The organism is Glutamicibacter sp. BS14 (assembly GCF_056934375.1).
On record NZ_CM167801.1, the window covers coordinates 1,223,943 to 1,237,234 of the forward strand.

Genomic DNA, 13,292 nt, shown 5'->3' on the forward strand with positions numbered 1-13,292 from the left:
CGAGGAATACCTGAGTCACAGTGACACCGTCTCTTCCATGGTGCTGGCCAGGATATCTGCCAGGTGCAGGGTCTTTGGCTTGGCTCCGGTGCGCGAAAGTCCGCCGCCGATGTGCATCAGGCAGGAGGCGTCGCCGCCCGCGCAGGCCGAGGCGCCGGTGGAGCAGATGTTCTTCATCTTGTCTTCGAGCATTGCCGTGGAGACATCGGAGTTCTTGATCGAGAAGGTACCGCCGAAGCCGCAGCACTGGTCAGCTTCCGGAAGCTCGTTGACGGTGATGCCGCCGACGGTCTTGAGCAGATCAAGTTGCCGATCGCCGAGTTTCAGCGAACGCATGCCGTGGCAGGAAGGGTGGTAGGTGATGGTCTGCGGGAAGTAGCTGCCCAGCTGCTCTGCCGCGTTGGTGATCCCCAGGACATCCACCAGCAGCTGGCTCAGTTCATAGGTGCGCTTGCCCACGGCAACTGCGCGTTCCTTGAGCTCCGGCTTGCCCAGGCGCTCGGCCAGGAAAGGGTGCTGGTGCTTGACCGAAGCAACGCAGGAGCCCGAGGGGGCAACTGCGACGTCGTAGTCTTCCGTGTCGAAGGCATTGATGTGGTTTTCAACCACGGGCAGGGCTTCAGGCATATAGCCGGAATTCATGTGCATTTGCCCACAGCAGGCTTGCGCCTTGGGGAAAATGACTTCATGGCCCAAGCGTTCCAGGATTTTCACTGTCGACTTGGCGGTTTCCGGATACATAGCATCCACAATGCACGTGGCAAAGAGAGCAATTCGCATAATAAATGACTCTTTCAGGGTGTGGTCAGACCATACTATGCCACGCACTTCGTAATAGTCAAGACTTGTTGTGATAGCTCTCACCTTGTACTCTAGGTGGTCGGACCACATATGGTCAGACCATCTCGAGTAAGGACGCCCACACCGTGTTTACACCCTCCACGGATCCGATCGCGGGGAGCATAGCTGTTTCAGCGCTCATCGCACTGATCCCGCTTGTAGCCTTCTTCGTACTTCTGGCGGTAGTCAAGGTCAAGGCCCACTGGGCCGGCCTCGGCTCGCTCGCTGTTGCCATCCTCGTGGCGATCTTCGGCTGGAACATGCCGGTTGGATTGGCATTGAACTCCGGACTAATGGGCATGGTCTTCGGTGCCTTCCCTATTGTCTGGATCGTTGTCATGGCGATCTTCCTCTACCAGGTCACCGTCAAGTCGGGCCGCTTCGAAGACCTGCGCCGCGTCTTCGACGTCATCGGCGGCGGCGACGTGCGCATTCAGGCCGTGCTGATTGCTTTCTGCTTCGGCGGCCTGCTTGAAGCGCTGGCAGGCTTCGGCGCACCGGTGGCGATTACCGCCACCATGCTGCTGGCATTGGGCCTGTCGCCGCTGCGCGCAGCCTGCGCCGTGCTGATCGCCAACACCGCCCCGGTGGCCTTCGGCGCCGTGGCGATCCCGATCACCACCGCCGGTGCCCTGACCGGCATCCCGGCTGCCGACATCGGCGCCATCGTTGGCCACCAGTCCCCGCTGCTGGCGCTGTTCGTCCCGTCGATCCTGGTCCTGATCCTCGACGGCTGGCGCGGCATGCGCCAGACCCTGCCGGCAACGCTGACCATCGGCATCTCCTTCGGTGTCGCCCAGTGGCTGTGCTCGACCTACTTCTCCTATGAGCTGACCGATATCGTTGCTGCGCTGGTTGGCCTGGCCGCCGCAGTGATCCTGCTGCGCTTCTGGACTCCAAAGGGTGCCGACGAGGCACGCCAGCGCGTGCTGACTGCTGAAGCCGCCGCAATTCCATACGAGGCCAATGCGAAGCTGCACCCGGTCAACACCTGGATGGCTTTGTTCCCGTACCTGCTGGTTATCGTCATCTTCGGCGTGGCCAAGCTGTGGAAGCTGGGCGTGGACATTCCTGCATGGCTGGCAACCACGGACATCAAGTTCGGCTGGCCAGGACTGGACGGCAAGATCCTGAATGCTGATGGCGAAGCGGTATCTTCGACCATCTACAACTTCCAGTGGCTATCCTCCCCGGGCACCTTGCTGCTGATCACCGGCCTGATCGTGGCCCTGGTCTACGCGAAGAACGACGGCAACGGCAAGTACAAGATGACCTTCGCCGAGGGTGCTGCCGAAATCGGCAAGACCGTCTACAACATGCGCTACGCCGCGCTGACCATCCTGTCGGTCCTCGGCCTGGCTTACGTAATGAACCTTTCGGGCCAGACCATCACCATTGGCACCTGGCTGGCAGGCACCGGCGCATTCTTCGCCTTCCTGTCGCCAATCCTGGGCTGGATCGGCACCGCGGTGACCGGCTCGGACACCTCGGCCAACGCGCTGTTCGCCAAGCTGCAGCAGACCGCTGGCATCAATGCCGGCATCGATCCGAACCTGCTGGTTGCCGCCAACACCTCCGGCGGCGTGGTCGGCAAGCTGATCTCCCCGCAGAACCTGGCCATCGCCGCTACCTCGGTGAAGATGGAAGGCCAGGAGTCCGTGATCCTCAAGAAGGTTGCCGGTTGGTCCGTAGGCATGCTGCTGGTGCTGTGCTGCTTGGTTTACCTGCAGTCCACCCCGGTTCTGTCCTGGATGCTGCCTTAGCCGTGAACGGCTAAAATAGATCCGATGCCAGTAAACCCAGCTCCGCGTGCGTACCAGATTGTTCTCCAAGCAATTGAAGAGGATCTGCGCAAGGAGAAGCTCTCCGTTGGAGACCAGCTTCCCGGCGAGCGTGCGCTCGCGGAGCAGCATGGGATCTCGCGGGCCTCGGTCCGCGATGCCATCCGCATCCTTGATGTGATGGGCATTATCAAGACTTCAACCGGCTCCGGGCCCAACTCCGGAGCGGTGATCATCTCCAACCCCTCGGCTGGCATTTCGCAGGCATTGCGCCTGCATCTGGCGGCCAAGGGGATCAACGTCCGCGAGATCGTCGAATCTCGCATCTTGCTGGAAACCTGGGCAGCGCAAATGACGCCGCGCGATCCAATCCATGCCCAGCAGGTCATTGACCGCACCGCGGTGCTGATCATGCGCATGGACGACGCGCAGCTCTCGCGCGAGGCCTTCCACCGCATTGATGCGGAGTTCCACGTGCTCCTGGCCTCCATGGCCGGCAACGCGGTCGTGGAATCGATGATGGAATCGCTGCGCAACTCGATCAGCGACTATGTTTCCGAATCGGTGCCCAGCGACGAGGCCTGGCAGCCGGTGGTGCGCGTCTTGCGCCGACAGCACAAGGCCATCCACCACGCGTTTGCCACCGGGCAGCGCGAGCGCGCAGCCCAGCTGCTCGAAGAACACATCAACTGGTTCTACTCGCAGACCCGCTAGATCCGGCAGGATAGTTTTCAAATAAATAAGTCGGACTTTATGGCCCCTCGCACCTCTTATATCTGATATGTTTTTGGGGAAGCGACGGGGCTACTTTTTCGGATACAGCAGCCGGTACATACCGCTGGTGAGTTCCCGTCGATGAACCATCGACACTTCATGCGAGGGAACTCATGAGCCAACTTTTTGACCTGACCGGACGACTGGCCCTGGTGACCGGGTCCTCCCGCGGTATTGGCCGCGAACTTGCCCGTGCCCTGGCCGATGCCGGAGCCACCATCATCCTGCACGGCCGCGATGCGCAACGCTTGGCCGAAACTGTCGCCGAATTCGGCACCCGCTATGGCGCCGAAAGAATCCATAGCGTCTGCTTCGATGTCACCGATGATGCCGCCGTGCGCGAGAACATTGCCGCCATTGAAAAGACCATCGGCCCCATCCGCATATTGGTGAACAACGCCGGTATCCAACACCGCGTTCCGATGCTGGAATTGGAAGTATCCGACTGGCAGCGTGTGATTGACACGAACCTCACCAGCGCATTCCTGGTAGGCCGAGAGGTCGCACGCTCCATGGTGCAGCGTGGCGAAGGCAAGATCATCAACATCTGCTCGGTGCAAACCGACTTGGCCCGCCCCACCATCTCCGCCTATAGTGCGGCCAAGGGAGGCCTGCGCAATCTCACCCGCGCCATGACCGCCGAATGGGCTGGTTCGGGACTGCAAATCAACGGCATCGCACCGGGCTACATCCACACCGAGATGACGCAGAATCTGGTGGATGACGAGAAATTCAATTCCTGGATTCTGGGCCGCACCCCGGCTGCCCGTTGGGGAACTGTCGAGGATCTGGCCGGACCAGCAGTCTGGTTGGCCTCGGATGGATCGAACTACGTGAACGGGCAGACCATTTTCATCGACGGAGGCATGAGCGTTGTCGTCTAATTCCCTCGCCACCAGCACGTTGGCCGTCGTGGCCCATGCAGCCGATGATTTGCGTATTGAACAAATCGAGCTGGCAGCGCCGCGAGCAGATGAAGCACGCGTTGCCATCGCTTACGGCGGTATCTGCGGATCAGACTTGCATTACTGGAGCCACGGCGCCGCCGGGGAATCGATCCTCAAGGCTCCAATGGTTCTCGGGCATGAAATCGTCGGGACCGTCATGCAGGCCGCCGCTGACGGCAGCGGGCCGGCAGCCGGAACCAAAGTCGCCGTGCACCCGGCAACACCAGGCGAGACCGGGGAACCCTACCCGGCCGACCGCCCGAATCTTTCCCCGGGGTGCACCTATCTGGGCTCGGCCGCCCGCTACCCGCACACCGAGGGCGCATTCGCCCGCGAAGTGAACCTGCCATCACGCATGCTGCGTGAGCTGCCTGCTGGCTTAGCACTGCGTGATGCGGCACTGGCAGAACCGGCTGCGGTTGCTTGGCATGCGGTGTCGCGCGCCGGTGAAGTCGCCGGCAAGAAGGCGCTGGTTATTGGTGCTGGGCCGATCGGAGCTCTCGCTGTAGCAGTGCTCAAGCGTGCCGGAGCCAAAGAAATCATCGCAGTGGACATGCACGAGAAGCCGTTGGAAATCGCCGGGAAACTCGGTGCCACTTCAACTTTGCGCGCCGATGACCAGGAAGCTCTTGCCCAGGTGGGCGCGGACGTGGTGATCGAGGCCAGCGGCAACTTCCGCGGGTTGGCCTCCGCCGTGCGCGGTGCCGTGCGCGGCGGTCGAGTGGTCATGGTCGGGTTGCTGCCCTCAGGAGAACAACCCGCACTCATTTCGCTGGCTATTACCCGCGAGCTGGAACTGGTTGGTTCCTTCCGCTTCAACGACGAAATCGACCATGTGCTTGCTGCCCTGGCCGACGGTTCACTGCAGGTTTCCGAGGCGGTAACCCACGAGTTCCCGGTCGCCGATGCGCTTGAAGCCTTCGAAACGGCCAAGGATTCGGCTCGCTCCGGCAAAGTCCTGCTGAACTTCCTGGGGCAATAGTTGGCTTCAGCTAGAAGTGCACCGCGGCGGCCCCTGAAGTCGGGGGCCGCCGCGGTGCTTTTTAGTTCAGCGAACTCTAGTTGATCTCTGTGATGCTCACCGCGGTTGTCACCGGCACCGGATTGGCGAAGAGGTCCAGCACTGGGCAGTGGGCATCCACTGCGCGGCGCAGTTCTTCATAGCGTTCAGCTGATTCCGGTCCGGCAATCCGGATGTCCAGATCCACCGACGAGAAGCCGGGGCGGATGGTCTGGTCGATGCCGAAGAGTCCGCGGACATCGAGGTGGCCATTGGCCTGGATCTTCACGTCGTCCACCTGGATGCCGAGATTCTGCGCGTACAAGCGGTAGACCACAACCTGGCAGGAGATGAGCGCTCCGAGCGCGTATTCCACGGGGCTTGCGGCCAGGTCGCTGCCGCCCAGGCCAGCTGGCTCGTCGACCTGGAAGGTGTGCTTGCCCGAGACAATGTTGCTGGCTACCGAATCGAAGCCTTCGCCCTCCACAGTGAAAGTCAATTGGGCACTTTGCGGGGCAGCCGAAATTCGTTCGCCCCAGCCCTTGCCTGCTTCCTGCAGGCGCTGTGCGCGGTCTTCGGATACGGTTGGGGCAGATGCTGCATTAGTCATGGGGAATTGATCCCCTTTCTGGCGCAAGGGGCGCCATCGCTTACGCATCTTGGCTGTCAAGATGCGTCGAATCTTCACCTGGGGCACCCCGCACAATGACGCAGGAGGGTTGCCGTCCACTCAGCCAGGGCTCAAAGAGTGGAACTCGTGATTCAGTGATTAATTTCTATCGGTTGCAGGGCCCGCGGGTAAAGGGCAGAAGTAACTTTTCGTCACCGGGCATCTTGCTTTCCGGCTCGCTAAGATGGAATCTAGCTCTCGGGCGCCCACTGCACGAACAATGAACGGCGAGTATGGAATTCCAGCTGACACTTTCTGCGGCCCAGACCTTGGTGACCGAATCCGAATACAACCTGGGCCAATTCCTGTGTGATTCCGGAAAAGTGCAGATCGCCAACCGGGTAATGCAACCGGGATCTACCCGCATCTCCGGTGTGGTGCTGCGCGAATCGGTGATGGCCCAATTGGAAATCACCGAGGGCAATATCAGCTTCACCAGCTTCTGCGGGAAGCATCCGGGGGTTCAGTCCTGTGAAGATGTCGCCGCCTTGCTCATCGAGGTCACCACCGAAGAAGACCAAGGCTTCTTCGTCTCCGACTCCGGGGTGGATCCCCACGCATGGAAACGCAATAGCAAGCCGCAGTGGGAACGTACCCTTGACCGTCTGCTTCCAGTCATTTCCGATGAGCCGCTGGCTGCCGAAGAACCGCTGGGATTGATCCTGAAAGTGGTCAGCGAACCCCGTTATGGCGGCGAGGACGCGCTGACCTTGCAGGCACGCCCGGCCCGCCAGGGAACCAAGAGCCCCTGGATCCAAACCGGGATCAGCTGGCGCAATGTTGCTTTTGATGCGCGGTTCTCCAAGAAGCAGCGTCGTGCGGTCGTTGAACTGGACCGGTTGCGTGAACACGTTGAACAAGATACTTATCGCCATTCGTGGGATCCCAAGGAGTGGATCTCCTTGATGGATCTTCCAGGCCAGGACCTGCTGGATGCGTTCGAAGCCCTGCGTGAAGCTGGAGTGCAGATCGTCAACGGTGGTTCTACGGCCAAGGCCCCGGTGGAGTTCAGCGAGCAACCAGCCATGGCACACGTGGATGTGCGTCGCGGTGAACATGGCCTGAGCATGGAAGGGAAGCTGCGCGGGCCGAGCGAAGAGCACGTCTACCTCTTGCCCATAGGCACGCCGCCGACCTTGTTGGCTTACGCGTCCAGCCCCTTGCCGAAGGCCAAGGAAATCGGTTTGGCCCGGTTCGCTGAACCGGTCACGAAGGAACTGGCCACATTTATTGAATCCGGTGCGCAATCCATCCCGCAGGAGGGAGTTGAGCTTTTCGAGCGCCAGCACCTGGACCGATTGCGCCTGATGGCACCGTTGAAGAGCGAGGATGACAGCTACAGCATCCCTGTTCCAGCACGCCCCAGCCTCAAGCTGTCCCTGGAGAGCATCCGAACTCCGCTGACCGTGAGCTATTCCTGGGAGTACGCCTCCGCGGGCCCCCGCCAGTATGCCGTGGAAAAGGAAATTGCTGCTTCGGTGCAGGACAAGCTCGGCGCGCAGGCTTTCTTGGGGCAACTGACCTCTTCAGGAATCTTCCCGCCGAAGGAATTCAGCACCTCCGAATCCATCGATTTCTTGGTCTACGCATTGCCGCTATTGGCAGAGCATCCCGATGTGGTCGTTGAAGAGCAGAACAGGCTGCCGAAGTACCGGATCAGCCACGCGCCGGCCGCTGTCAGTGTCGAAGCCGGCGAAAGCACGGGGGACTGGTTCGACTTGTCTGTGGAAGTGCTCCTGGACGAGACCAAGGTCCCGTTCCCACTGCTGCTGGAGGCCTTGACCAAGCAAGATGAGTATCTCGTCCTCGATGACCTTACGGTGATCCCGATTGATGGTGCAGATTTCACGCAGCTGCGCCAGCTGATATCAGAGGCCGGGGAGCTGGGCACGGTGCAGGGCGATACGATCCGCATCCATAAGTTGAGCATCGACTGGTGGCAAGAACTGGTGGATCTGGGCATTATCGAAGCCCAGCACAACCAGTGGCTGCAGACCATGAAGGCGCTGCAAAGCGGTGAAGAAATGCAGCCGGTCCAGCTAGCGGAAACGTTCAACGCTGAACTGCGCCCGTATCAGGGCCACGGCCTATCCTGGCTCAACTTCTTGCGTACCCATGATCTCGGTGGCGTCCTTGCCGACGATATGGGTCTGGGCAAGACCGTCCAGCTGCTGGCTTGCCTTGAACAAGCGCGCGTCGAGGATCCTGCACAGAAATTCCTGGTGCTGGCTCCTACCTCGGTGGTGGGTAACTGGATCAATGAGGCGCAGCGATTTGCGCCGCAGATGAGCGTCACCGGCATTACTTCAACAGCTAGAAAGAGCGGCCAAAGCATGGCTGCGCAGATCGGTGATGCCCAATTGGTAGTTACCAGCTACACGATCTTCCGCCTGGCCTATGAGGATTTTGAAGCAGCCGGCTTCAACGTCATGATCATGGACGAGGCCCAGCAGCTGAAGAACCATGCCTCCAAAGGCTATAAGCAGGCCCGGCAGCTGCCAGTGCCGTGCAAATTCGTGGTCACTGGCACACCCATGGAAAACAACCTGATGGAACTGTGGGCGCTGGTCTCACTGGCTGCACCGGGCCTGCTGGGCGGTGCGAAGTCCTTCAAGGACAACTACCAGAAACCAATTGCTGACGGAGACCAGGAGCGCTTGGAGCGCCTGAAGAGCCGTCTGCGTCCGTTCGTGCTGCGCCGTACCAAGGAACAGGTCGTTCCAGAGCTGCCGGCGAAGACCGAACAGGTGCTGGAAGTCGAACTGGAGCCGGGGCACCGCAAAGCCTATGACCGCCGCTTCCAGCGCGTGCGGCAAGAAGTCCTGGGCCTGGTTGACGACGTTGATTCGAATCGCTTCCAGATTCTCCAATCGCTGACCTTGCTGCGCCAGCTGGCCTTGGATCCGTCCCTGGTAGGGGAGGGCGATGCCCCGAGCGCGAAGCTTGAAATGCTGCGCGAACTCATGGGGGACGCGGTTTCTGAAGGGCATAAGATTCTGGTCTTTAGCCAATTCACCAGTTTCTTGGCCAAGGCACGCGACGTCGCTGAAGAGCTGGGCATTGAGCACGGATACCTTGATGGGTCCACCACTGGCCCTAGGCGCAAGGAACTGATTGACGGTTTCGGCGAGGGAGATTTCCCGGTCTTCTTCATCTCGCTGAAGTCCGGCGGCTTCGGCATTAACCTCACTTCCGCCGACTACTGCATCTTGCTGGACCCATGGTGGAACCCGCAGGCCGAAGCCCAGGCTATTGACCGGGCCCATCGCATTGGGCAAACTCGTCCGGTCTATGTGTACCGCTTGGTGGCAAAGGACACCATCGAATCCAAGGTGCTCGCGCTGCAGGCCAAGAAGACGCAGCTGTTCAATGATGTCCTGGGAGAGACTGCCCAAGCCGCGCAGAGTGCGGCGTTAAGCGCCGATGATTTCCTGGCGCTGATGGAGTGAGCCTAAAAAGCTGAAGCCTTGGAAACCAGAAGGTCTCCAAGGCTTCAGCTGAAGATCGGGAACTAGAGAATCTGTTCAAAGCTGTCGTTGAGGCGGTGCAGGAGATCTCCAAAATTCTTCAGTTCGGAGGCTTCCCATTCCTTGAGCTGGCGGCGCAGTTCCTCACGCAGCGTGTTACCGCTGGAGCGCCACTTCTCCTTGGCGATTTCTGTTGCCGAGACCAGCTGGGCCCGGCCATCGGAAGGATCCTGGGTGCGGGTGACAAGTTCCAGAGACTCGAGGTGCTGCACGAGGCGGGAAATAGTCGCCTTGTCCAGACGCAGTTTTTCTGCGAGTGCTCCCTGTTGCTGGGCTTCATCACGGATGACCACTGCAAGCAAGCGGTACCCCGGATCCTGCAGGTCCGGGTGGATGATCTTGGCGCGACGGATCAGCATCTGGCGGGCGCGCAATAAGATGGCGGTGAATTCTTCTTCGACCGTCTGCATCAGTTCTTCTTCTTGCATACAAACCATTCTAAAGATTAATGGTCAATAAGTCTGATATTGGAAACCGCAGCCGTTCGAAGCCGAAGTGTTGAACGTACTGCGAATCCCCAGCTGAGCGTAATTAATGGCTTGGAAAAGACTGGCCAGGCAACGCCTGATGCCTGCAAAGCCGTACAGTTCCACTGCTCCGGCGCAGCTTAGGTACGACTTGCCAATTGCATTCGTGATTAGAGAAGCAATAGATTTCCGCCGCCGCTCAGAAGCAGAGCAAGAAAGCCATGGCCTCCGTTGCCGCTGGCGTTGGACCCAACGTGGTGCGGCGAATCTGTCCGCACTGTCCACGGGCCTCTTGGAGAGCATTGAGGGTCTTGCATGAATTGGATATCGGGATTCATGAAAATAAAGCTTGACGCTTCAACTAATGGTTGGTAGTTTTTAATCATGAATCAGCTATCCGATACCCCTCCCGTCTTGTTCCTTAGCCATGGTGCACCGCCACTCGCCGACGACCAGCGCTGGACCCAGGAGCTGGCTAGCTGGTCCGGCACTTTCGAGAAGCCGAAAGATATTCTGATGATCTCCGCGCACTGGGAAAATGCGCCGGTGACGCTGAGTGCTACCCAGCAGAAGAACGAATTGGTCTACGACTTCTGGGGCTTCGACCAGAAGTACTACGACGTTCGCTACGATGCGCCAATGGCGCCCGGGCTGGCCAATGAAGTCGAACGGCTGACCTCGGCCTATGGCCATCACGTGGAGCGCGACGAGACGCGTGGACTGGACCATGGCGCCTACGTGCCGCTGAAGGAAATGTTCCCGGATGCGGATGTACCTGTGGTGCAGATGTCCATGCCAACACTGGATCCTGCAGGACTCTTTGATCTGGGCAAGAGCTTGGCACCCTTGCGCGAGCGGGGAACCTTGATCGTTGGCTCCGGATTCACCACCCACAACTTGCGCTGGTTCAACCCAGCCGGCGGGCCGGATTCGGCGCCGCCATCGGCCTCCAGCGAGTTCGACCACTGGGCTGAGGAGGCGATGGTCCGCGGGGATGTGGACTCGATCCTCGACTTCCTGCACAAGGCCCCGGCGGCCCGTGAAGCGCACCCTCGCTCGGAGCATTGGGCTCCGCTGTACGTTGCGCTGGGAGCGGCATACGCCTCGGGTGGAATTGATGCCAAGACGGCAATTGACGGTTTCTGGTACGGCCTGTCCAAGCGCTCCTGGACCTTGAGCTAGGCGATCTCCCTATCTTTCCCGCAGCAAGCGCGGCACCGATTGGTGCCGCGCTTGCGCAGGTAATAGTGGACTTTTCTGGTCGATCCTCTAGCTGGCGGCTACCGATGCATCATCAATGCGGAACAAGGTAGCCTGCGAGCTGTCTTCCACGCCCTTGAAACGCAAAGTAACGGTCTTACCGCGGAAGTTGTTCAGGTCAACAGCCTGCAGTTCGTAGGACGAGCCGGCATCCAAGTTCGACCAGGTGCCCACGTTGTAGGTTCCGTAGCCGTCCAGAACCTGTACGGTCAGCTTGTCGTACTGGCTATAGGCAGTAGTTTCATTGGTCAGCACATGCAGGTAGAACTCCAGCTGCGCATTGGTGGCATCTGCCGGGATGGCGACCTTCTGGTCCAGGGTGTAGGTGTTGGAATTGCCCCAACCATTCAGCCCAGCTAATCCGCTGCCGGAGCGGGCTGCCGAGCCGGACTCGAAGGTGTCGGCGCGGTTGGCGGTCCAGTAATCCGCCCCGTTCTCGAAGCCAGCATTCTTCAGCAGGTTGCCGCTTGGCTCCGGATCCGGGGTTGGCTCCGGGGTTGGTGTTGGGTTGCTGCCGTCCAGGGCATTCATGATCTTGGCGGCATCCACCAGTCCGGCGCCGCAACCGATGCTGCAACCGCCTGGCATCGCGCGGGTGCCCTGCTTCAACGCAGTTTCCACGGAGGCGGGGGACATCCCAGGGTCTGCCGACTTCATCAGTGCGACCATGCCCGCTACGTGCGGGGTGGCCATGGAAGTGCCCTGGTAGAAGGCATAGCCCTGGCTGGATGGAGTAGTGGTGCCGGTATTGATGGTGGACAGCACGCCCTGGCCGGCGTAGCGGGTGTCGCCACCAGGTGCGGTGACGTCAACGGCCGAGCCGTAGTTCGTGTAGTACGACGGAGCGCCCGAAGGGTTGCTTGCCGCTACGGTAATGACGTTTTTGCAGTTGGCCGGGCGGGAATTCGAAGCGTTCTGGCTTTCGTTGCCGGCGGCAACTACCACCGAGGTGCCGCGCGAAACCGCGGCGTTGATGGCCGCCTGGTAGGTAGTTCCGCAAGCGCCGCCACCGCCCAGGGACATGTTGATGGTGTCTGCAGGGGTTGGGTTATTGGCAATTCCCGGGACCGCACCGCCCGAAGCCCAAATGATGGCATCGGCGATATCGGACAGGCTGCCGCCGCACTTGGCCAGGACGCGGACCGGCTGGATCTTGGCATCCGGGGCAACTCCGGCCACGCCGCTGGAGTTGTTGGTGACTGCGGCTACGGTGCCGGCCACGTGGGTGCCGTGCCAAGAGGAATTGCCCGAGTAGCTGCCGCCGCATTCACCAGCGGCGTACCAGTCGCCCTCGTCCTGGGGGTTCGCGTCGCGGCCGTTGCCGTCGCGGGCCGAGGCAGAGCTGGAGACGAAGTCGTAGCCGGAAACGATGTTGGCGTTCAGGTCCGAGTGCGAGGTGATGCCGGTATCCAGGACTGCGACGATGCTGCCCTCGCCGGTGGCGATGTCCCAGGCCGAAGGCAAGCGCATCCCGTTGGTGCCGCTGTAGTGCCACTGCTCGCCGTACCGGGTGTCGTTAGGCGTCATGGAAATCTTCATGATGGCATCGGGTTCCACCGATTCCACGAGACCAGACTGCGCAATATCGGCCATGAACTCCTTGGCGCCGTTGCCCTTGAGTTTCTTGTCGGCCTTCACCACGAAGCTGCCGGTGGCCATGGCTCGCATTTCCTTGACGGTAACGCCTGCTGCCTTGGCTGCTTTGCCCCAGGCCTTGGCGCGGGAGGACTTGCCCGTCTGCGTGGCTGAAGCCTTGTAGGTGACGATGAATTGGTCGTAGGCCTCGCCTGATTGCACCGAACCGATCTTGACCTTGTCTTCGCCATTTGCCTTGGGGAGGGACTTTTCAGCGGGAGCCGACACGGGGGAGGCGGTAGCTGGCAAGGCGCCAGCGCCGAAGCCGCTCATGCCGATCACTACGGCCGCGGAGACGGCCAGGGTTCTCCGAAGAGGGGTAGAAAAACGTGCCATTGATGTTCTCCTTGTAGGGTTTTTGGGCGCACAAAGGTCGGTGATCAATCGATGT

The 13,292-nt window shown here is 60.4% G+C and carries 10 protein-coding genes and 1 riboswitch; of the genes, 6 read left to right on the plus strand and 4 right to left on the minus strand.

Annotated elements, in window-relative coordinates; all coding sequences use genetic code 11:
- Positions 1-15 precede the first annotated feature (15 nt).
- The gene (locus AC1Z36_RS05825; RefSeq protein ID WP_105656268.1) at positions 16-780 is read right to left on the minus strand and encodes a (Fe-S)-binding protein; all 765 of its coding nucleotides are present in this window, start codon (positions 778-780) and stop codon (positions 16-18) included.
- 146 nt (positions 781-926) lie between these two features.
- Between AC1Z36_RS05825 and AC1Z36_RS05830 the strand changes: the two genes are divergently transcribed.
- The 4 genes from AC1Z36_RS05830 (at position 927) to AC1Z36_RS05845 (ending at position 5,324) form a co-directional block, all read left to right on the plus strand.
- Positions 927-2,603: an L-lactate permease gene (locus AC1Z36_RS05830; RefSeq protein ID WP_105656269.1), complete on the plus strand. Its 1,677-nt coding sequence runs from the start codon at positions 927-929 to the stop codon at positions 2,601-2,603.
- A gap of 24 nt (positions 2,604-2,627) precedes the next feature.
- Positions 2,628-3,335, plus strand: a complete 708-nt coding sequence (locus tag AC1Z36_RS05835; protein ID WP_483561802.1) for a FadR/GntR family transcriptional regulator — start codon at positions 2,628-2,630, stop codon at positions 3,333-3,335.
- Between the two features lie 173 nt (positions 3,336-3,508).
- A complete protein-coding gene (locus AC1Z36_RS05840; RefSeq protein ID WP_105656271.1) occupies positions 3,509-4,279 on the plus strand; it encodes an SDR family oxidoreductase in 771 nt (256 codons plus the stop codon).
- Positions 4,269-5,324: an L-idonate 5-dehydrogenase gene (locus tag AC1Z36_RS05845; RefSeq protein ID WP_105656272.1), complete on the plus strand. Its 1,056-nt coding sequence runs from the start codon at positions 4,269-4,271 to the stop codon at positions 5,322-5,324. The genes AC1Z36_RS05840 and AC1Z36_RS05845 overlap by 11 nt, the downstream gene beginning before the upstream one ends.
- A 76-nt stretch (positions 5,325-5,400) precedes the next feature.
- Here the strand turns inward: AC1Z36_RS05845 and AC1Z36_RS05850 are convergent, their stop codons facing one another.
- The gene (locus AC1Z36_RS05850; RefSeq protein ID WP_483561803.1) at positions 5,401-5,952 is read right to left on the minus strand and encodes an OsmC family protein; all 552 of its coding nucleotides are present in this window, start codon (positions 5,950-5,952) and stop codon (positions 5,401-5,403) included.
- A gap of 31 nt (positions 5,953-5,983) precedes the next feature.
- Positions 5,984-6,105: riboswitch (SAM riboswitch) on the minus strand.
- A 140-nt stretch (positions 6,106-6,245) separates the two neighbouring features.
- On the opposite strand from AC1Z36_RS05850, the gene AC1Z36_RS05855 reads away from it, so the two are divergent.
- The gene (locus AC1Z36_RS05855; RefSeq protein WP_483561804.1) at positions 6,246-9,461 is read left to right on the plus strand and encodes a DEAD/DEAH box helicase; all 3,216 of its coding nucleotides are present in this window, start codon (positions 6,246-6,248) and stop codon (positions 9,459-9,461) included.
- Positions 9,462-9,523: 62 nt separating this feature from the next.
- Here the strand turns inward: AC1Z36_RS05855 and AC1Z36_RS05860 are convergent, their stop codons facing one another.
- Positions 9,524-9,967, minus strand: a complete 444-nt coding sequence (locus AC1Z36_RS05860; RefSeq protein WP_166650777.1) for a MarR family winged helix-turn-helix transcriptional regulator — start codon at positions 9,965-9,967, stop codon at positions 9,524-9,526.
- Between the two features lie 423 nt (positions 9,968-10,390).
- On the opposite strand from AC1Z36_RS05860, the gene AC1Z36_RS05865 reads away from it, so the two are divergent.
- Complete coding sequence (locus AC1Z36_RS05865; protein ID WP_359185434.1) at positions 10,391-11,188, plus strand: dioxygenase family protein; 798 nt, start codon at positions 10,391-10,393, stop codon at positions 11,186-11,188.
- An 87-nt stretch (positions 11,189-11,275) separates the two neighbouring features.
- Here AC1Z36_RS05865 and AC1Z36_RS05870 read toward each other — a convergent pair whose 3' ends face one another.
- Positions 11,276-13,237 (minus strand): S8 family peptidase, encoded by a 1,962-nt coding sequence (locus AC1Z36_RS05870; protein WP_483561805.1) that lies wholly within the window; start codon positions 13,235-13,237, stop codon positions 11,276-11,278.
- Between the last annotated feature and the right edge of the window lie 55 nt (positions 13,238-13,292).

Bases quoted from the DNA above. Each gene is read 5' to 3' on its own strand.
- AC1Z36_RS05825 (WP_105656268.1), bottom strand. From the start codon at position 780: ATGCGAATTGCTCTCTTTGCCACGTGCATTGTGGATGCTATGTATCCG.
- AC1Z36_RS05835 (WP_483561802.1), top strand. From the start codon at position 2,628: ATGCCAGTAAACCCAGCTCCGCGTGCGTACCAGATTGTTCTCCAAGCA.
- AC1Z36_RS05840 (WP_105656271.1), top strand. From the start codon at position 3,509: ATGAGCCAACTTTTTGACCTGACCGGACGACTGGCCCTGGTGACCGGG.
- AC1Z36_RS05850 (WP_483561803.1), bottom strand. From the start codon at position 5,952: ATGACTAATGCAGCATCTGCCCCAACCGTATCCGAAGACCGCGCACAG.
- AC1Z36_RS05855 (WP_483561804.1), top strand. From the start codon at position 6,246: ATGGAATTCCAGCTGACACTTTCTGCGGCCCAGACCTTGGTGACCGAA.
- AC1Z36_RS05860 (WP_166650777.1), bottom strand. From the start codon at position 9,967: ATGCAAGAAGAAGAACTGATGCAGACGGTCGAAGAAGAATTCACCGCC.
- AC1Z36_RS05865 (WP_359185434.1), top strand. From the start codon at position 10,391: ATGAATCAGCTATCCGATACCCCTCCCGTCTTGTTCCTTAGCCATGGT.
- AC1Z36_RS05870 (WP_483561805.1), bottom strand. From the start codon at position 13,237: ATGGCACGTTTTTCTACCCCTCTTCGGAGAACCCTGGCCGTCTCCGCG.